At 63.7% G+C, this 18615-nt stretch carries 15 protein-coding genes; 11 read left to right on the top strand and 4 right to left on the bottom strand.

Annotated elements, in window-relative coordinates:
- Position 1 precedes the first annotated feature (1 nt).
- The 3 genes from otsA (at position 2) to P3T23_RS21850 (ending at position 3865) form a co-directional block, all read left to right on the top strand.
- Complete coding sequence (gene otsA / locus P3T23_RS21840) at positions 2 to 1396, top strand: alpha,alpha-trehalose-phosphate synthase (UDP-forming) (protein ID WP_429318201.1); 1395 nt, start codon at positions 2 to 4, stop codon at positions 1394 to 1396.
- Positions 1390 to 2553 (top strand): AAA family ATPase, encoded by a 1164-nt coding sequence (locus P3T23_RS21845; RefSeq protein ID WP_429318202.1) that lies wholly within the window; start codon positions 1390 to 1392, stop codon positions 2551 to 2553. Before otsA ends, P3T23_RS21845 begins: the two co-directional genes overlap by 7 nt.
- A gap of 244 nt (positions 2554 to 2797) precedes the next feature.
- Complete coding sequence (locus P3T23_RS21850) at positions 2798 to 3865, top strand: glycosyltransferase family 4 protein (protein ID WP_429318203.1); 1068 nt, start codon at positions 2798 to 2800, stop codon at positions 3863 to 3865.
- Between the two features lie 135 nt (positions 3866 to 4000).
- On the opposite strand, the gene P3T23_RS21855 is transcribed toward P3T23_RS21850, so the two are convergent.
- From P3T23_RS21855 to P3T23_RS21865, 3 genes are all read right to left on the bottom strand, one after another.
- Positions 4001 to 4588: a BPSL1445 family SYLF domain-containing lipoprotein gene (locus P3T23_RS21855; RefSeq protein ID WP_429318204.1), complete on the bottom strand. Its 588-nt coding sequence runs from the start codon at positions 4586 to 4588 to the stop codon at positions 4001 to 4003.
- Positions 4589 to 5051: 463 nt separating this feature from the next.
- Complete coding sequence (locus tag P3T23_RS21860; RefSeq protein WP_429318205.1) at positions 5052 to 5501, bottom strand: hypothetical protein; 450 nt, start codon at positions 5499 to 5501, stop codon at positions 5052 to 5054.
- Positions 5502 to 5838: 337 nt separating this feature from the next.
- A complete protein-coding gene (locus P3T23_RS21865) occupies positions 5839 to 6138 on the bottom strand; it encodes a PsiF family protein (RefSeq protein ID WP_429318206.1) in 300 nt (99 codons plus the stop codon).
- A 233-nt stretch (positions 6139 to 6371) separates the two neighbouring features.
- Here P3T23_RS21865 and P3T23_RS21870 point away from each other — a divergent pair, with 233 nt between their 5' ends.
- Both P3T23_RS21870 and P3T23_RS21875 read left to right on the top strand, forming a co-directional pair.
- The gene (locus P3T23_RS21870) at positions 6372 to 6668 is read left to right on the top strand and encodes a YciI-like protein (RefSeq protein WP_429318207.1); all 297 of its coding nucleotides are present in this window, start codon (positions 6372 to 6374) and stop codon (positions 6666 to 6668) included.
- A 582-nt stretch (positions 6669 to 7250) separates the two neighbouring features.
- On the top strand, positions 7251 to 8420 hold the full coding sequence (locus P3T23_RS21875) for a transposase (RefSeq protein WP_429318208.1): 1170 nt from the start codon (positions 7251 to 7253) through the stop codon (positions 8418 to 8420).
- 145 nt (positions 8421 to 8565) lie between these two features.
- Here P3T23_RS21875 and P3T23_RS21880 read toward each other — a convergent pair whose 3' ends face one another.
- A complete protein-coding gene (locus tag P3T23_RS21880; RefSeq protein WP_429318209.1) occupies positions 8566 to 10077 on the bottom strand; it encodes a mannose-1-phosphate guanylyltransferase/mannose-6-phosphate isomerase in 1512 nt (503 codons plus the stop codon).
- 596 nt (positions 10078 to 10673) lie between these two features.
- Between P3T23_RS21880 and P3T23_RS21885 the strand changes: the two genes are divergently transcribed.
- The 6 genes from P3T23_RS21885 to P3T23_RS21910 all read left to right on the top strand — a co-directional run bounded on the left by P3T23_RS21885 (position 10674) and on the right by P3T23_RS21910 (position 18545).
- Positions 10674 to 12101 (top strand): undecaprenyl-phosphate glucose phosphotransferase, encoded by a 1428-nt coding sequence (locus tag P3T23_RS21885; protein ID WP_429318210.1) that lies wholly within the window; start codon positions 10674 to 10676, stop codon positions 12099 to 12101.
- A 92-nt stretch (positions 12102 to 12193) separates the two neighbouring features.
- Positions 12194 to 13636 carry a UDP-glucose dehydrogenase family protein gene (locus tag P3T23_RS21890; RefSeq protein ID WP_429318211.1) on the top strand — a complete coding sequence of 481 codons (1443 nt, stop codon included), beginning with the start codon at positions 12194 to 12196 and terminating at the stop codon, positions 13634 to 13636.
- Between the two features lie 22 nt (positions 13637 to 13658).
- Entirely contained in the window at positions 13659 to 14123 is a 465-nt protein-coding gene (locus P3T23_RS21895) for a low molecular weight phosphotyrosine protein phosphatase (RefSeq protein ID WP_429318212.1), read from the top strand.
- Entirely contained in the window at positions 14102 to 15286 is a 1185-nt protein-coding gene (locus P3T23_RS21900) for a polysaccharide biosynthesis/export family protein (RefSeq protein ID WP_429318213.1), read from the top strand. Before P3T23_RS21895 ends, P3T23_RS21900 begins: the two co-directional genes overlap by 22 nt.
- Positions 15287 to 15397: 111 nt before the next feature.
- Positions 15398 to 17599, top strand: coding sequence for a polysaccharide biosynthesis tyrosine autokinase (locus tag P3T23_RS21905; protein WP_429318411.1), 2202 nt, complete (start codon positions 15398 to 15400; stop codon positions 17597 to 17599).
- Between the two features lie 22 nt (positions 17600 to 17621).
- Positions 17622 to 18545 carry a glycosyltransferase gene (locus P3T23_RS21910; protein WP_429318214.1) on the top strand — a complete coding sequence of 308 codons (924 nt, stop codon included), beginning with the start codon at positions 17622 to 17624 and terminating at the stop codon, positions 18543 to 18545.
- The last annotated feature ends 70 nt before the right edge of the window (positions 18546 to 18615 follow it).

Raw genomic sequence — 18615 nt, forward strand, 5'->3', positions numbered from 1 at the left:
TATGGGCCGGCTGATCGTCGTGTCGAATCGCGTGGCGGCGCCCACTGAGACGAAGGGCTCGGCGGGCGGCCTGGCAGTCGGGATATTCGGCGCGCTGAAGAGCGCTGGCGGCGTGTGGTTCGGCTGGAGCGGCGACGTGGTAAGCGAAACCGTCGCGAACGCCGGGCCGACGCTCGTACGTGACGGCGCCGTCACGTTCGCGACAGCGGGCCTCACGCGCAAGGACTACGACCAGTACTACCGCGGTTTCTCGAATACGACGCTGTGGCCCGTGTTCCACTATCGCACCGATCTGGCGCGTTACGAGCGCGAGGAATACGCCGGCTACCGGCGCGTCAATTCGTGGCTCGCACACAAGCTCATCAAGCTGCTCGAACCCGACGACATCATCTGGGTCCACGACTATCACCTGATCCCCTTCGCTGAAGCGTTGCGCTCGGAAGGCGTGACGAACCGTATGGGCTTCTTCCTGCACATTCCGTTTCCCGCTCCGCAGATCCTGCTGAATATTCCGCCGCATGAGGAACTGGTGAAGTCGCTGTGTTGTTACGACCTGATCGGCTTCCAGACCGACACCGACCAGATCGCGTTCCATGACTACATCGTGCGTCACGCGCGCGGCAGCGTGACCGGGGACAACCGTGTCGAAGCATTCGGCCGCACGCTGCGCACGGGCGTGTACCGGATCGGCGTGTTCCCGGACGAAATCGCCGAGCAGGCCGAACGCTACGAAAGCCGTCAGCACGTGCTCGATCTGAAGCAAAGCCTCGAAGGACGCAAGCTGATCATGAGCGTCGACCGGCTCGATTATTCGAAGGGGCTCGTCGAACGGTTCAGGTCGTTCGAACAGTTGCTGGAGCGCTCGCCGGAATGGCGCGGCAATGTCACGCTCGTGCAGATCGCGCCGCCGACGCGCTCGGACGTCGCGACCTACCAGCAGATCCGTCAGGATCTGGAGTACGAGGCAGGGCGCATCAACGGCCGCTACTCGGGGCTCGACTACACGCCGATTCGTTACCTCAACCAGCAATACGACCGCTGGAAACTGATGTCGCTGTTTCGCGAGTCGCAGGTGGGCTTCGTCACGCCGTTGCACGATGGCATGAACCTCGTCGCGAAAGAATATGTGGCCGCGCAGAATCCCGACGATCCGGGCGTGCTCGTGCTGTCGATGTTCGCGGGAGCGGCTGCCGAACTGACAGGCGCGCTGATCGTGAATCCGCACGATTCCGTCGGCATGTGCGAAGCGCTGCAACGTGCGCTTGCCATGCCGGGCGAAGAGCGCAAGCGGCGCTATGAGATCAACATGATCGCGCTGCGCAAGAACGACCTGGGCGTGTGGCGCGATTCGTTTCTGGGCGACCTGCGCAGCGTGCCGGTCGGGCCGCCATGCTGACGACGCTCGCCATCGCCGGTTACCGGTCGTTGCGCGAACTGATCGTGCCGCTTGCCAGACTGAACGTCGTGACCGGGCCGAACGGCAGCGGCAAGTCGAGCGTCTATCGTGCGCTGCGCCTGCTCGCAGTGACCGCGCGCGGTGGAGTGATTCCGTCGCTGGCTCGCGAGGGCGGTCTGCAGTCGACGCTGTGGGCCGGTCCTGAGCGTTTTTCGCGAGCAATGCTGGCGGGCGAGCAGGCCGTCGAAGGCACGCGCCGCAAGGACCCGATCAGTCTGCGGCTGGGCTTCGCCGGCGACGAATTCGGCTACGCCATTGACCTCGGCCTGCCGATCCCCGGACCCACGCAGTTCTCACTCGATCCGGTGATCAAACGCGAATGCATCTGGGGCGGCCCGCTGCTGCGGCCGTCGGCGCTGCTGGTGGACCGTCACGGCGCGTCGCTTCGCACGCGCGACGACGAAGGCGAATGGCAGACCCTTCCGCATACCGTCGCGAGCTTCGACAGCATGATGACGGAGTTCGCCGACCCGCGTACCGCACCCGAGATGATCGCGGTGCGCGAGCAGATCCGCTCGTGGCGCTTCTACGACTACTTTCGCACCGACGCCGATTCTCCCGTGCGTCTGCCGCAGATCGGCACGCACACGCCGGTGCTCAGTGACGACGGCGCTGACCTGGCCGCGGCCTTGCAGACGATTCGCGAGATCGGCGACCCCGCCGCGCTCGATCAGGCGATCGACGACGCTTTCCCGGGCTCGCGCATCGCGATCACGAATCACGATGGCCGCTTCGAAGTGACGATGCAGCAGCATGGCCTGTTGCGCCCGCTGAAGGGTGCGGAACTGTCCGACGGCACGCTGCGTTATCTGCTGCTTGTCGCCGCCTTGCTGACGCCACGGCCGCCGGCGCTTCTCGTGCTGAACGAGCCGGAGACGAGCCTCCATCCGGATCTGCTGCCGGCGCTCGGACGTCTGATCGCGCGGGCGTCGCAGCACTCGCAGGTGCTGGTCGTTTCACACGCGGCGCGGCTCATCGCGTCGCTGGAGCGCGAGGACGGCAGTCAGTCCATCGTGCTCGAAAAGCAGTTCGGCGCAACCCGTATCGCCGACGACGCGTCACTGGAATTGCCCGCGTGGAAATGGCCGGTGCGCTGAATCTGGCCGCGTCAGAGCCGCCTGGCGAGTGTTTCGCGACTGTAACAGCGAGCAGCAATTGAAATACCAGGGGTTTTTTCGCGCAGGTTGAATAATAATCGTGTTATTACGCCCGTCTTTCACGCGTCGATCACAACGCGAAAGATGAGCGGCGTCGATAGATCACAGGTGCCGGCGTTTGCGTGGCCGGGCGCCGCAGAGGCCCGCGGCCGTTAGCCAGGGCCCAGTTTCACGGAGACACACAATGAGAATTGCGCAGATCGCTCCCTTGACCGAATCGGTGCCGCCGAAGCTGTACGGCGGCACGGAGCGCGTCGTGTCGTACATCACCGAGGCGCTTGTCGACCTCGGCCACGACGTCACGCTGTTCGCGAGCGGCGACTCCGTCACGCGCGCGAAGCTCGAACCCGTGTGGCCGCGCGCCTTGCGGCTCGATCCGGGCATCCGCGACCGCGTCGCACCGCACATGCTGCTGATGGAACTGGTCCGCCGTCAGGCCGACGAGTTCGACGTGCTCCATTTCCACATGGACTACTACTCGTTTTCGGTGTTCAAGCGCCAGGACACGCCGTTCGTGACGACGATGCACGGCCGCCTCGATCTGCCTGAGCAGCAACCGGTGTTCGATACGTTCAACACCGCACCGGTGATCTCGATTTCCGACTCGCAGCGCGCACCGCTGCCCCAGGCGAAGTGGCTGACCACGGTCTATCACGGCTTGCCGGAAGCGCTCTATACGCCGCAGCCGGTCGCGCAGAAGTACCTCGCTTTCCTCGGGCGCATTTCGCCGGAAAAGCGTGTCGATACCGCGATCCGGATTGCGGCGAAATGCGGCCTGCCGATCCGGGTCGCGGCCAAGGTCGATGCAGCGGATCGCGAATATTTCGAGCGCGACATCAAACCGTTGCTGGCGCAACCGCATGTCGAATTCATCGGTGAAATTGCCGATCACCAGAAGGCGGAGTTCCTGTCGGGCGCCCATGCGCTGCTGTTCCCGATCGACTGGCCGGAGCCCTTTGGTCTGGTGATGATCGAGGCGATGGCCTGCGGCACGCCGGTCATCGCATTCAATCGCGGCTCGGTGCCTGAGGTGCTCGATGACGGCGTGTCCGGCTTCATCGTCGAGGACGAAATTGGCGCGGTCGCCGCGGTGAACCGTCTGCACAAGCTGTCGCGCGAGCGCGTGCGGCAGCGCTTCGAAGAGCGCTTCACATCGCACCGGATGGCGCAGCAGTATGTCAACGCCTATCAGTCCGTGATTCGTGCGCAGAAGCGTTCGCGCTTCAAGGTGATCGATACGTCGTCGAGCTAAAGAGGGGGTATCACGAAGTGCGCGGCGCATGACGGAAGTCGTTGCGACCGCGATGCGCGTGTCTCTATGACACCACTGACAGCGACGACATACCCCGGCGAGCGCCCGCCGGGGTGTGTGACAGAACGGGTACGCCTAGATCTTCAGGCGCGTCACCTTAGTGCCGGCGAGCGACAGATCGCCCATCAGCCCCGCGTTGGTCAGCACGAATGCCTGGACCGGCGCGGTAGCCGTGGTCGTGTCGATGACGCCGTTCGCCCCGACCTTCACCAGCGCGACGGAAGCGTCGCCGCCCGCCGACCAGCCGTCCGAGTTGCGGAATTTGTCGAGCGAATCCTGCGTCATGAAGAGGAAGATGATCGCTTTCGATTGCCCGCCTGCTGTCAGCCCGACCGATCCGGAAACGGTGCTGTAGTAGCCCACCGTGCTGCCGCCGACGCGCAGCGCGCCTTCCCCATACTGGCCGCCGACGATGAAACCCGCCTGGATCACGGACGGGAATACGAGCACGCCACGGGCCTTCGACATCAGCTCGCGAGAGCCCGGCACCGTGGTATAGAGGCGCGAAATCGTGCCGTCGACGCTGGCGTCGATCGCCTGCCGTTTCGACATGTTGGTGGCAGCCGAACTGGACTGTTCACCTGTCGTGGTACAGCCCGTGAGTGAAAGGCTTCCGAAAGCGAGCGCAGCGGTAGTCTTCAAAATGAAGTTTCGTCTTTGCATCGTTTTTCTCCATCGTGGTTCCTGGGCGCAACCTGGCCTTTAAATCGGGTCGCCTGTTTAGGTTATATCACATGGAGTTTGAAGGAGAATGTCGCGATATCGCGGAGCGCCTTGTGTGGTGGGCGTTTGCAGCATAGTAACAAGGCCGGTAAAGTAACTGTTACCGATTATCAGGCCTGTCGAATCCCACATTAAAGCGGCCTGCAGATTGATCTCCACGGCGAGGCGTTTGCCATTTTCGGGGCTGGCCGCGATGAATGGGCGCTCATCGCGCACGGCCATTTTTACCGGTTTTCAGCCCCCTATCCGCTTTGAAACAAAACTGAAAGTATTGTCGCAAAACCGCATTTCGATCCGCAATCGGGCTTTTCGCTTCACCTCAGGGCGTATCGAGAAAGCCCTCACAACACCCCTGAGATGTCGCGTGAGGATCGCTGGCGATCCCCCTCAGCAGCTTCGAGAGTCAGTGATTGGCGGAGCCCTTGGCCGGCTGCTGGGGCCGCCGCAGCGCGCGCCGGATGCCACCGATGACGGCGCCGATCAGAAAAAGAACGACGGCAGGCACGACCCAGTAACCCACGAACGCATGCCACAGATACGCAGCGAGCGTGCTCTTGCGCACCTCGTATTCGTTGAGTGCTTCCTGCTGGCGCGGGGCATTGGCCGCCAGCACATCGGCTGGGCAGCCGGCCGCGCGTGCGTCGTCGGGTACGCCGCGACAGTGTGCGGGGGCGCCAGCAGCGCGTTGCGCGTCAGTGAACTGCCAGGTGGTGAGGGCGTTGTTGAGGTCGACCGCGTTGTACGCCATCTCCTCGCGGATCTCGTTCACGGCGACGATCGCCACCGGTACCGCCCAGAAGATGATGACGACGAGCCACCGCCTCAGCCAGCGGTTCTTGTGTCTCCCAACCATTCCTGCCTCCGTTCAATGCTCTTCGGCATCAACGACAAGACGGCGGCCCTTTGGCCTGCTGGCCTTGAGCGCCTCAATGATTCAGCGCCTTCGATTGTGGGTATTGGGCCGTCTCCGCAGCCATCATAGAAGAAAACGGCCGGCTCTGGCGCACAGGCCTGCGAAGCGGCACAAATAAGGGGAGGAGGAATGTTGCACGCGTCGAGCGCGCTGGATGAAGCGAACCGTGACGGGCAATGCGGTGATGCGAATTGCATGCCGCGATGGACAAGTCACGCGCGGCGCGGCATGCAGAAAAGGGTGCGGGCCGAAGGACCCGCTAAAAGCTTCGTCGGGATCAGCCCTTGTTGCTGAGGCAGTCCTTCATGAACGCCTTGCGGTCGTCGCCTTTCTTGCCGGCTGCCTGCGCGTTGCAGGCTGTCATCTTCTGCTGCTGGGTCATGGGTGCGGACGCCGCCACCGGCGCCGAAGCGGACAGGCAGCTCTTCATGAAGGCTTTGCGTTCATCGCCTTTTTTGTCGCCTGCCTGCTTGTTGCAGGCTGTCATCTTCGACTGCTGGCTGTTGTCAGCGAAAGCGACGGGCGAGGCGAGCAGGCCGCCAAGGACGAGAGCAGCGAGAGCGGTTTGGATCTTCATGTGAGACTCCATCGTTGGTCAACGTTATTGGCAGTCATGCGAGCGGGCGTCGCAGGCAAGAGCCCATCGCCATCACCATTATGGCAAAGCTGTCCGTCAAAACGGACGGCACGAGGGTTCGGTTGACAGCCGGCTCATGAGGTTCTTCCCTGATAGCGCACAAGCGATGCTCACGGCCATCAGCGCGATGTCGTAGCATCATCGACATACTCACAGCGGGACAGGAACACGCCATGCACTATCTGTTGATCTACGACGTATCGCCGGACTACCTCGAACGGCGCGGCGACTACCGCGCTGAACATCTGAAGCTCGCGTGGGCAGCGGTCGATCGCGGTGAACTGCTGCTCGCAGGCGCGCTTGCCGATCCGGTGGACGGCGCGATGCTGCTCTTCGAAGCGGACTCGGCCGCAGTGGCGGAAGCGTTCGCGAAGGCCGATCCGTATGTACGCGCGGGGCTCGTTACCCGCTGGCGTGTGCGGGCCTGGACAACGGTGGTGGGCGAGGGCGCTACGACCCCCGTGCGGTGAGCGACGAAGCGTGCAGCAACGCGTTCAATGAAACCGGACACTGCTGCGCGTCGACCAGGCCGATAGCACGGATGCCCTCGCCACGCGTAACGATCGGCCGTCGAACCCAATGCTGTTACGAGTTGCTCATATCGATCGCCTCGTCGCTCTTTCTGCAGAACGGCGTGGCTGGCACATGAACAGCAAATGAAGCGGCATGCACGCCACTAAAGCGCCGCTATAGCGCCATGCGTGCTGACGTATCACCAGATACGACGCTTTCCCGGCGAGTTTCTTCGTGACAACGACGAGTGTAACAACGCCGCGAAAAGGACAAGATTGTTTCTATGCGTAACACTTGTCTCAATGATATTCATGGAAACCCTGGCGATGGTATGCTTCGTGCACAAATTCTCCCATGCACGAGTGAGACCACGTTTTGTGCGTCGCTAACGGGAATATCCGCACTAAGGCTGTGCGATTTCCCCGAAACGCCCCAAAACGTACAAGCATATTGTGCAACCGAGGGCAGCACACAAATCACGAAAAAAGAAATTTGTGGGTGTCCAAAGCCGCAGCAGGCCGTGCTGCGTGGAGAAATATATGTTTTTCGATGAGCTAAGCAATGACGAATGGGCGCTACTGTCTGCGCTCGTTTCCGATGAGCCGGCTGTTCGTCTTAACCGGCGCGGTCGGCCCCGCGCAGAACCGCGTGTCGTCGCCAACGCGGTCTTGTGGATCCTGACCACTGGCGAGCCCTGGTCCAGACTGCCTGGACGCTATCCCTCCGGCCCAACCTGCCGGCGCCGTTTCGAAGAGTGGCAACTGAACGGCACACTGGCCGAAATGGTCCAGCTCCTGTCGCAAACCGGTCGACGGTTCGCCTACGTCCCGGAGCCAACGACCGCAGTCGCCCCGCAAGGCACGACGGAAACGGCGAGCACCCCTGCGCGCGATCATCACGATCTGCGTGACGACGGCTTGCGTGGCGTGTTCTGGAAGAGCCCCGAGTCGTGGCAGGCGCCGCACACGAATGGCGATGCGGGTGACTCGCGTGCCGTCGATCCGTTCGCGGAGATCACGCGACAACTCTCGGGCTCGCCCGACGAGGTGGCGAGGGAGGCGTCGACGCGCATCGACCCCCGTGCGCTGATGGGCGCAAGCGATCCGGCTGCCGGAGCGCCCGGCTCGCATCATGAGCGGGACACGGCCGACGAGGCCGCACGCAGTCCGTTGTGGATGGGCATGTCGTCGCCCGGCGAGCAGCTTGCCGACCGGCGTGGCTATGTGATCTACGTGATGGCGCAATCGGTGCCGCACGAGATGTATCGCGCGTGGGCGGAGATCATGAAGGACGGCAGACGCGTCGAGCGTTCCGGCCTCGTCGGTCCGCGCTTCGAGACACCTGAGGCAGCGGAGCGGCACGCGTTCGAGTGGGCCCAGCAATGGATCGACCGTCACTGCCGCATGCTGGCTGCAGCGGCACTTCAGGATGACGCCGTTCGAGCCGGGCCGCCGCCGTCCGGTCCCGTTTCCCGACCGATGCCGGCGCCCCGTCCTGCGATTACTGCGGCACCCGCATCTGCACCCGCGCCTGCTGCCGGCGTAGTGGACGCTCCCGCCGTGAATCCGGCGAAGGTGCATATGTCGGCGCATGTGAACGTCAACCACGCGCGCCGGGTACCGCTGCGCCGTTATCCGGGCGAGAGCGCGGCAGACGGTTCCGCCGATCGCTGCCCGTCGGCGTCGGATCTCCTCTCGCACCACGGCTGAATCCAGGCTAACCCGGGCTTAACCCAGGCTAACCCGAAGTCTGCGCGCGGCTGATGCGCCAAGGGTTGAACATCAGAGACGCCCGCGGACGGCAACTTCACCGACGCACGGGCCTCATCAGACCAGGCTGTCACTCACGGCGACGTCACTGGCGTCCGTAGGTATCGTCGAAGCGCACGATGTCGTCTTCGCCGAGATAGGAGCCGGACTGCACTTCGATGATTTCAAGCGGCATCTTGCCCGGATTCTCGAGGCGGTGAGTGACACCCAGCGGGATATAGGCTGACTCGTTCTCCGAGACGATGAAACGCTCTTCGCCTCGCGTGACGAGCGCCGTGCCGCGCACGACGATCCAGTGTTCCGCGCGGTGGTGATGCATCTGCAACGACAGCCGTGCGCCTGGCTTCACGACGATGCGCTTGACCTGGAAACGCTCGCCGGTATCGACCGAATCATAGTGGCCCCACGGGCGATGAACCTTGCGATGGTTCGCAGCTTCAGGGCCCTGTTCGCTGCGGATGCGGCCCACCACCTTCTTCACGTCCTGCACGCGCGAACGGTCCGCGACCAGAATGGCATCGGCTGTCTCGACGACCACCAGATCCTGCGTGCCCACGCACGCAATCAGCCGGCCTTCGGAATGCGCGAAGGTCGATGCCGCGCCTTCGAACATCACGCGGCCGCGTCCGACGTTGTCGTCGGCGTCCTTCGGCAGGATCTGCCAGATCGCGTCCCACGAACCGACATCGGACCAGCCGGCATCCAGCGGCACGACCACGCCCGCACACACCGACGCATCGTTGCCGAGCTTCTCCATCACCGCGTAGTCGATCGAATTCGACGGCGACGCGGCGAATGCATCGCGCGCGAGGCGGAAGAAATCGCCGTCCGCCTTGCCGCCTGCGAACGCCTCTGTGCAGGCCGCATGGATCGCGGGCTGGAAATGCCTGATCGCCTTCAGCCACGTCGACGCGCGCATGATGAAGATGCCGCTGTTCCACCAGTACTCGCCCGAACTCACATAGCGCTGCGCAAGTTCGAGATGCGGCTTTTCGACGAAACGGTCGAGGCGGCGGGCGCCGGCCGCGCCTGCGTCGGCCGGCGCGCCCACGCGGATATAGCCGTAGCCGGTTTCCGCGCGCGTCGGCACGATGCCCATCGTCACGATGTGGCCTGCCGCCGCCTGCTGGACTCCGGCCGATACCGCCGCATGAAAGCGCGCCGTGTCGGCGACGGCGTGGTCTGCCGGCATCACCACCATCACGCCATCCTGATCCTGCGCGACGATCGACAGCGCAGCGACGGTCAATGCAGGCGCCGTATCGCGGCCGACCGGCTCGAGCATCAGATGGCTTGCCTTGCCGCTCGTGCGCAACTGCTCGGCGGTGGTGAAGCGATGCTCCTCGTTCCCGACGACGACCAGTTGATCTGCGAGAGGGTAGCCGGCGTCGAGCGCGTCGAGGCGGCGCGTGGTGGATTGCAGCAATGAGTCGTCTCCCAGCAGACCGATGAGCTGCTTCGGATACTGCTCGCGCGACATTGGCCACAACCGCGTGCCGGAGCCACCGGCCAGAATGACGGGATGTACTTTGAGTTTCACGTTGGCGGTTATGGAAGACCGGGTACCCACAGCAGGCGCTGCAACAATCGCAGTCATCGAAAGACTCCTCAAGGCATGATCGATGCGATGAGTTGTATCACAACGTAATTTGTCAATAAAAAGAAAGCCAATTATGTTCTAAAGTAAAAATAAACGGATTAATCGGGCGATTCTTTTATGCGGGTGATTTCAATGTGGCGCGAAAAAAATAAAAAATAATCTCGTTGAACAGGCGGGAAATTATTCACGCCGAAAAGTTGCCGACGAGCGTTCCATGCAGCCGGTGCAATAAGGCGTATCAAAACGGTCACGCGGCGCGTTACCGGCATTTTTTTTAATCAAAAAAAATGCCAAAGCGGCAACAATTACCGGAAGAAATGAAGAAAAAATCTGGAAATTGTTACCGATACAATTTGAGATATTTTGGGGCCTTGTCACGGGAATTTTAATGCCGCGTTATTCATACCTGTACAAGGGTATTCACTCATTCGGATCAGAATTTCTCCTCGCGCATTGCAATGGAAGAGCCAGTGGCCGCAATTCGTCATGGCGACGGACGGTGGTACGGAACTCGGTCCTGGAGAGCCTTCCATGCAGCGCGAGATGTATTCAATTCACGGACAGAATTTGACTGACGAACTGAGGTGCGGCTCATGCTGAGCGTTCTATCCCGGATTATCGACATCGCGATGGTGGGCCTCGGCGCACTCATCGCGGCTGCCGTACACAACGGAGCGTTCGTGTGGCTGAACGACATGGAGAGCGTCTCGCTCCTGTTCAACTGCCTGCTCGTGGTGGTGTTCTTTCCGGCGCTGGGTATCTATCAGTCGTGGCGCGGCAAGCCCGTCTACGACCTGTTGTGGCGCGTCGCTGGCGCATGGCTGATCGTCGAGGGCACGGGCATCCTGATGAGTTTCAGCCTGCACCGCTCGGATCAGCTGTCGCGTCTGTGGCTCGGTTACTGGGCCGTCGCGACGGTCGTGCTGCTGATCCTCACGAAGGCTGTCGTGCACGGCGTGCTGAAGGGCCTGCGCCGCGAGGGCTACAACCAGAAGGCCGTGGCGATCGTCGGCGGCTCCCTGTATGGACGCTTCCTGATCGAGCAGATGAGGAGCCGCCCGGAAGCGGGCTTTAGCCCTGCCATCGTGTTCGATGAGCCAGGCGGGCGGCGCGAGAGCGACCAGATCGAGCTCGCCAGTCATGCCGTGAGTACGGAAAGCCTGCCCACGGAGCTCGAAGGCGTGCCCGTCGAGCGCGACTTCGACAGGATGGTGCGGCTGGTGCGCACGCGTGGCATCGGCGAACTGTGGCTGGCGCTGCCGATTTCCCACGAGCGCACGATTCACCGCTTCGTGATGGAGTTTCGCAACGAGTTCGTCAACATCCGCTTCATCCCGGACGTGCGCAGCCTGAGCCTCTTCACCCAGCCTGTCGTCGATCTGCTGGGCGTGCCGGCGATCAACCTCGCCGCGTCGCCGATTACGGATGTGCGCGTGCTGCCGAAGTTCGTGTTCGACCGCCTGTTCGCGCTCGCTGCGCTGACCGCGCTCGCGCCGCTGATGCTGGTGATTGCGGCGATGGTCAAGCTGTCCTCGCCGGGACCGGTGTTTTTCAGGCAGAAGCGCAAGGGCATCGACGGACATCAGTTCGAGATCTACAAGTTCCGTTCGATGAAGATGCACGCCGAGACTGCCGGCAAGGTGACCCAGGCGACCCGCGGCGATCCGCGCATCACGGCGGTAGGCGCATTCCTGCGGCGCACGAGTCTCGACGAACTGCCGCAGTTCATCAACGTGCTGAAGGGCGAGATGTCGGTGGTCGGGCCGCGTCCGCATGCACTGGAGCACGACGACATCTACAAGGATCTGGTGAAGGGGTACATGCATCGCTATCGCATCAAGCCGGGCATCACCGGCTGGGCGCAGATCAACGGCTATCGGGGCGAGACGGATCGCATCGAAAAAATGATGGGACGTGTGAAGCTCGACCTGTACTACATGCAGCACTGGACCTTCTGGCTCGACATCAAGATCGTCGTCCTGACGCTCTGGAAGGGTTTCGTCGGCCACAACGCTTATTGAGCGCAACGGCGTCGCGCGGCGCATCGCAGACGAGGGCTGCGCGGCGTGTGTTTTCCGTTTCTGGAATGTTCAAATCTTCGAGGTGTTAACAGATGAACCTGACGATCATTGGTACCGGCTACGTAGGCCTTGTGACGGGCGCCTGTCTTGCCGACATCGGCAACGACGTGCTCTGTCTCGACGTCGATCAACGCAAGATCGACGTGCTCAACAATGGCGGCGTGCCGATCCATGAGCCGGGCCTGCAGGAGGTCATCGCGCGCAACCGCAAGGCCGGTCGCCTGAAGTTTTCGACCGACATCGAGGCGGCGGTCGCGCACGGCGACGTGCAGTTCATCGCCGTCGGCACGCCGTCCGACGAAGACGGTTCCGCCGACCTGCAATACGTGCTTGCGGCCGCGCGCAACATCGGCCGTTACATGAACGGCTTCAAGGTGATCGTCGACAAATCGACGGTGCCCGTCGGCACCGCGTTGCGCGTGCGCGAAGCGATCGCCGGACAACTCGCGGCGCGTGGCGCGAAACACATGTTCTCGGTGGTGTCGAATCCCGAGTTCCTGAAGGAAGGGGCCGCGGTGGAAGACTTCACGCGCCCGGACCGCATCGTGCTCGGCTGCGACGAGGACGTGCCCGGCGAAAAGGCCCGCGATCTGATGAAGCGCCTCTACGCGCCGTTCAACCGCAACCGCGAGCGCACGCTGTACATGGACGTGCGCTCGGCCGAATTCACCAAGTACGCGGCCAACGCGATGCTTGCAACGCGCATTTCGTTCATGAACGAACTCGCGAACCTCGCCGATCGCGTGGGTGCCGACATCGAGGCCGTGCGCCGCGGCATCGGCTCCGATCCGCGCATTGGCTACGACTTCCTGTATGCGGGCTGCGGCTACGGCGGCTCGTGCTTCCCGAAGGACGTGCAGGCGCTGATCCGCACCGCCGACGAGCATAGCCAGGACCTGCGCATCCTGAATGCGGTCGAGGCCGTCAACGACGAGCAGAAGAAGATCCTCGCTCACAAGATCGTCACGCGCCTTGGCGGCGATCTGACGGGCCGCACGTTCGGCGTCTGGGGGCTCGCGTTCAAGCCGAATACCGACGACATGCGCGAAGCGCCGAGCCGCCGCCTGATCGCGGCACTGCTCGCGCGCGGCGCCCGCGTGAAGGCCTGCGATCCGGTTGCACTCGACGAAGCGAAGCGCGTGTTCGCGCTGGATCTGCAGGACGCGCCGCAGCAGCTGGCGCGTCTGGAATTCACCAGCGACGAGATGGAGGTGACCGAAGGCGCGGATGCGCTCGTGATCCTCACCGAATGGAAAGTCTTCAAGAGCCCGGACTTCGACAGCCTCAAGCGGAACCTGAAGACGCCGCTCATCTTCGACGGCCGCAACCTGTACGAACCCGAATCGATGCGCGAACTGGGCATCGAATATCACGCGATCGGCCGGCAGTACGCACTGCCGGACGCCGCGCCGCAACCGCAGACCGGCGCCGCGCCGGTGCGCACGGCGAGTGTCGACGAAGTCGCCGCGCGCTGATTAGCGATCCAGGAGCCTGTCCATGTTCGCCAACGTTCTGATCGTCTGCCACGCCAACGTGTGCCGCTCGCCGGCTGCCGAAATGCTGTTCAAGGCGCACGCCGGCAGCGCGGCAAGCGCTGCGAGCCACCGCGGCAGCGTGCCGATCGCGTTCCAGTCGGCCGGCATTCGCGCGTTCGAAGGCGACAGCATGGACCCGGTCATGCGGCGCCTGCTCGGCGAGCAGGGTGTCGAGACGGGCAGTCATCGGGCACGGCGGCTGAACCGCCGCATCGTGCGCGACGCCGATCTGATTCTGGTCACCGAGCGCGCCCAGGTGAAGGAGGTCGAATCGCTCGATCCGACTTCGCGCGGCAAGGTGTATCCGCTCGGCAAATGGGAGGACTCCGACGTCGTCGATCCGCATGGCGGACACGAAGCCGGCTATCGGGAAAGTCTCGTGCTCATCGAACATCTGGTCATGGGATGGCTGAACAAAATATGCTGATACGAAATTTCATACTCTCTCTTCTGCTGGCCGCATTCCTGTCGGCCTGTTCGACCGCGCCGGGGAACTACCTCGACACGTCGCGGCTGAAGGACAACCAGACGGCGCCCACCGAAACCTATCCGGTGACGCTGATCAACGCGCAGGTCGTGATGGACCAGGCGAAGGCCGCGGCCGCCGCCCCGCAGGTCCTGCCGCAGTCGCATGTTGCCGATCCGGCGCAGTACGTGTACCGGATCGCGCCCCAGGACATTCTCGGCGTGACCGTCTGGGATCACCCTGAACTCACGACGCCGAACGGCAGCACGCTGTCGTCCGGCGGCAACACGACGCAATCGGTCGGCGGCGCGTTGCAGCAGCCCTATACGACGGCCTTGCCAGGCCAGGCCGATCCGTACGGCCAGACCGTCGCCGCCGACGGCACGATCTACTTCCCGTTCGTCGGTCGCATCCGCGCGGCGGGCAAGACCGTCGGCGAGCTGCGCGACCAGCTCACGGCTGGCCTCGTGCGCTACATCCGCAATCCGCAGGTCGACGTGCGCGTGCTGTCTTATCGTGGCCAGAAGGTGCAGGTGACCGGTCAGGTGAAGACCCCGGGTCCGCTTTCGATCAGTGACGTGCCGATCTCGCTCGTCGACGCCATCACGCGCTCGGGCGGCACGACCGCCGATGCCGATCTGCAGCGCGTGCGCCTCACGCGTCACAACCAGCTGTACGTGCTAGACGCCAACCGCATGCTCGACAGCGGTGACATGAAGCAGAACGTGATGCTGCAGGCGGGTGACATCGTCAACGTGCCGGACCGCATCGATAGCCGCGTGTTCGTGATGGGTGAAGTGAAGAACCCGATCCAGCTGACGATGATCAAGGGACGTCTGTCGATCGCCGATGCGCTCACGCAGTCGGGCGGCATTCTCGACACCGATGCGAACCCGCGTCAGATCTTCGTGATGCGCGGCATGCAGAACAATCCGACGACGCCGGAAGTGTACCGCCTCGACATGACGCAGCCCGATTCGATCATGTTGTCGACGCAGTTCCAGTTGCAACCGATGGATGTGGTGTACGTGGGTACGGCGGCCTCGACGACATTCAATCGTGTGCTGCAGCAGGTGCTGCCAACCATTCAGACGCTGTTCTATCTGAGGCAGCTGACGCGCTAGTCGCTTGACCTGCCCCAGGGTCCATGCGGCCCGCACAGCCCGCTGTGCACCGCATGGATCCCGGGGCGAACCAACCAGGATCGAACTGTGAGCACTCACGCAAACACTCAACTGGCCGGCCCGGCCAGGACCGAAGAAGAGGACGTCGTCCTCGGTCAACTGGTGCAGGTGATCCTCGACGACATCTGGTGGCTGATCGCCATTGCGGTGTCGATCGTCGCGATCGCTGCGCTCTACTGCTATATCGCGAAGCCGGTGTACTCGGCGGATGCGCACGTGCGCGTCGAGCAGTCCGACAACACGTCGCAGGCGCTCACGCAGACGCAGACCGGCGCGGCGATCACGACGAGCGGGCAGGGCGCATTGCCCACCGACGCCGAGATCGAGATGATCAAGAGCCGCGGCGTGCTGGCGCCGGTGGTTCAGGACCTGAAGCTGAACTTCTCGGTGACCCCGAGGACGATTCCCGTGCTGGGCAGCCTCGCCGCGCGCCTCGCAACGCCGGGCGAACCGGCGCGTCCGTGGCTGGGCCTTGGCACCTACGCATGGGGCGGCGAAGTGGCGACCGTGGATTCCGTCGAAGTGCCGCCCGCGCTCGAAGGCCAGAAGATGGTGCTGACGGTGCTGCCCGGCGAGCGTTTCGAACTGCGCGCTCCGAATGGCTCGCCGCTCCTGAGCGGCCAGGCAGGCGTGCCGGCGCAGGGCAATGGCGTGTCGATTCTCGTCGACAAGCTCGTTGCCCGTCCCGGCACGGAGTTCTACGTGATGCGCGCCAACGATCTCGACGCGATCGCTGGGTTCCAGTCGGCCATCCAGGTGACCGAGCAGGGCAAGCAGACCGGCGTGATCCAGATCTCGCTCGATGACCAGGATCCCGAGCACGCGGCCAAAGTGGCCAATGCGGTTGCCCAGTCGTATCTGCGTCAGCACGTCGCGAGCAAGCAGGTGGATGCGAGCAAGATGCTCGACTTCCTGAAGAGCGAAGAGCCGCGCCTGAAGAGCGATCTGGAACGCGCGGAAGCGGCCCTGACGGCCTATCAGAGCAAGTCCGGCTCGATCAATGCAAGCGATGAAGCCAAGGTCTATCTGGAAGGCAGCGTGCAGTACGAATCGCAGATCTCGGCCCTGCGGATCCAGATCGCGTCGCTGCAGCAACGTTTCGGCGACGATCACCCGATGCTGGTTGCGGCCCGTCAGCAGCTTGGCGAACTCGAAGCGCAGCGCGCCAAGTACGCCGACCGCTTCCGCGATCTGCCGGCGACCGAGGTCAAGGCAGTCCAGCTGCAACGCGACGCGAAGGTGGCGGAAGACATCTACGTGCTGCTGCTGAACCGTGTGCAGGAACTGTCGGTGCAGAAGGCCGGCACGGGCGGCAACGTTCACATCATCGACGCCGCGTTGCGTCCGGGTGCGCCCGTCAAGCCGAAGAAGGTGCTGATCCTGTCGGCGGCGGTGATTCTCGGGCTGATCGTCGGCACGGGTATCGTGTTTCTGCGCCGCAACATGTTCAAGGGTATCGATGATCCGGAGCATATCGAACGCGCCTTCCACCTGCCGGTGTATGGCCTCGTTCCGTTGAGCGTGGAACAGGCGGTGCTGGAAAACAGCTTCGAGCGCGGCGGCAGCCGTCTGCGCAAGGTGCTCTCGGCAGCACGCCCGAAAGACGCCACGGTCGAAAGCCTGCGCAGCCTGCGTACGTCGATGCAGTTCACGATGATGGATGCGAAGAACCGTATCGTCGTGCTGACCGGGCCCATGCCCGGCGTCGGCAAGAGTTTCCTCGCGGTCAACCTCGCGGTGCTGCTCGCGCATTCGGGCAAGCGTGTGCTGCTGATCGACGGCGACATGCGTCGCGGCGCATTGGAGCGCTACCTCGGCGGCGCGCAGGACAACGGCCTTTCCGAGCTGCTGAGCGGCCAGATCTCGCTGGAAGAGGCGATCCGTCACACCGAGACCGAAAACCTCAGCTTCATTTCGTGCGGGCATCGTCCGCCGAATCCTTCCGAACTGCTGATGTCGCCGCGCCTGCAGCAATACCTCGAGGGTCTTGCGAAGCGCTACGACGTGATCCTCATCGACACGCCGCCGATCCTCGCGGTGACCGACGCATCGATCACTTCGGTTCACGCGGGCTCGACGTTCCTCGTGCTGCGCTCGGGCATGCACAGCGAACCCGAAATTATCGATGCGATGAAGCATCTGCACAACGCGGGCGTCAGCGTGCGCGGCGCGATCTTCAATGCGATGCCGCCGCGTGCGCGCGGCACGTATGCCCGCGGCTACGCGGTGGTGCAGGAATACCTGAGCGCCTGACGGCAGAGGCAGAGAGGACATCATGAAAGTTTCGGTACTGGTTCCCACGTTTCGCCGGCCCGCCGATCTCGCACGCTGCATGTCGGCGTTGCAGCGGCAGCAGCGCGCGCCCGACGAAGTGGTCGTCGTGGTGCGTCCCGACGACGAGGCGACGCTCGCCTGCCTGCATGATCCGGCCGTGAAGGGCGCGCTGCTGTTGCGCATTGCGCTTGTCGAAGTGCCGGGGCAGGTGGCGGCGCTCAATCGCGGTCTGGACGTCGCGACCGGCGACGTCATCGCGATCACCGACGACGACGCCGCCCCGCGCCCCGACTGGGCGCAGCGCATCGCGTCGGCGTTCCAGGCCGATCCGCGGCTCGGCGCGCTCGGCGGGCGCGACTGGGTGCACCAGAGGGGCCGCGTCCTCGATGGCGCGCGCCCGCTCGTCGGCAAGGTGCGGCCGTCGGGCAGGATCATCGGCAACCATCACCTGGGTGTCGGCGGGGCACGCGAAGTGGACCTGCTGAAGGGCGCCAACATGAGCTACCGGCGCGAAGCGGTCCGCACGATCCGCTTCGACAACCGTTTGCGCGGCGCGGGCGCCCAGGTTCACAACGACATGGCCTTCAGCATGAGCGTGAAGAACGCCGGCTGGAAGCTGGTGTACGACCCGCAGGTCGCCGTCGACCATTTTCCCGCCGAGCGTTTCGACGACGACCGCCGCGACGCGCAGACGATGCAGGCGGTGCGCAACGCCGCGTACAACCTGCACCTGATCCTGCGCGACGCGTTGCCGCCGGTGCGCCGGGAAGCGGCCTGGTGGTGGTACACGCTCGTCGGCACACGGGTGTATCCGGGCATGGCTCACGCGCTGCTGGCGCTGGCGTCAAGACACAGCAGCGCGACGCTGTCGCGCTGGCGCGCGGTGCGCACGGGCGCGCACGAAGCACGGCGCGCCGCGCGGTGACGGTGACGGTGACACGGGCTGGCGCGGCCCGCGAGACGCGCGACGCTGCGTCAGGAAGCCCACGCAGCGC

Source organism: Paraburkholderia sp. GAS448, assembly GCF_050435685.1.
Taxonomy (GTDB): Bacteria; Pseudomonadota; Gammaproteobacteria; order Burkholderiales; family Burkholderiaceae; genus Paraburkholderia.

Excerpts from the sequence above, each read along its gene's own strand:
- otsA (WP_429318201.1), top strand. The coding sequence starts at position 2 with ATGGGCCGGCTGATCGTCGTGTCGAATCGCGTGGCGGCGCCCACTGAG.
- P3T23_RS21845 (WP_429318202.1), top strand. The coding sequence starts at position 1,390 with ATGCTGACGACGCTCGCCATCGCCGGTTACCGGTCGTTGCGCGAACTG.
- P3T23_RS21850 (WP_429318203.1), top strand. The coding sequence starts at position 2,798 with ATGAGAATTGCGCAGATCGCTCCCTTGACCGAATCGGTGCCGCCGAAG.
- P3T23_RS21855 (WP_429318204.1), bottom strand. The coding sequence starts at position 4,588 with ATGCAAAGACGAAACTTCATTTTGAAGACTACCGCTGCGCTCGCTTTC.
- P3T23_RS21860 (WP_429318205.1), bottom strand. The coding sequence starts at position 5,501 with ATGGTTGGGAGACACAAGAACCGCTGGCTGAGGCGGTGGCTCGTCGTC.
- P3T23_RS21865 (WP_429318206.1), bottom strand. The coding sequence starts at position 6,138 with ATGAAGATCCAAACCGCTCTCGCTGCTCTCGTCCTTGGCGGCCTGCTC.
- P3T23_RS21870 (WP_429318207.1), top strand. The coding sequence starts at position 6,372 with ATGCACTATCTGTTGATCTACGACGTATCGCCGGACTACCTCGAACGG.
- P3T23_RS21875 (WP_429318208.1), top strand. The coding sequence starts at position 7,251 with ATGTTTTTCGATGAGCTAAGCAATGACGAATGGGCGCTACTGTCTGCG.
- P3T23_RS21880 (WP_429318209.1), bottom strand. The coding sequence starts at position 10,077 with ATGACTGCGATTGTTGCAGCGCCTGCTGTGGGTACCCGGTCTTCCATA.
- P3T23_RS21885 (WP_429318210.1), top strand. The coding sequence starts at position 10,674 with ATGCTGAGCGTTCTATCCCGGATTATCGACATCGCGATGGTGGGCCTC.
- P3T23_RS21890 (WP_429318211.1), top strand. The coding sequence starts at position 12,194 with ATGAACCTGACGATCATTGGTACCGGCTACGTAGGCCTTGTGACGGGC.
- P3T23_RS21895 (WP_429318212.1), top strand. The coding sequence starts at position 13,659 with ATGTTCGCCAACGTTCTGATCGTCTGCCACGCCAACGTGTGCCGCTCG.
- P3T23_RS21900 (WP_429318213.1), top strand. The coding sequence starts at position 14,102 with ATGGCTGAACAAAATATGCTGATACGAAATTTCATACTCTCTCTTCTG.
- P3T23_RS21910 (WP_429318214.1), top strand. The coding sequence starts at position 17,622 with ATGAAAGTTTCGGTACTGGTTCCCACGTTTCGCCGGCCCGCCGATCTC.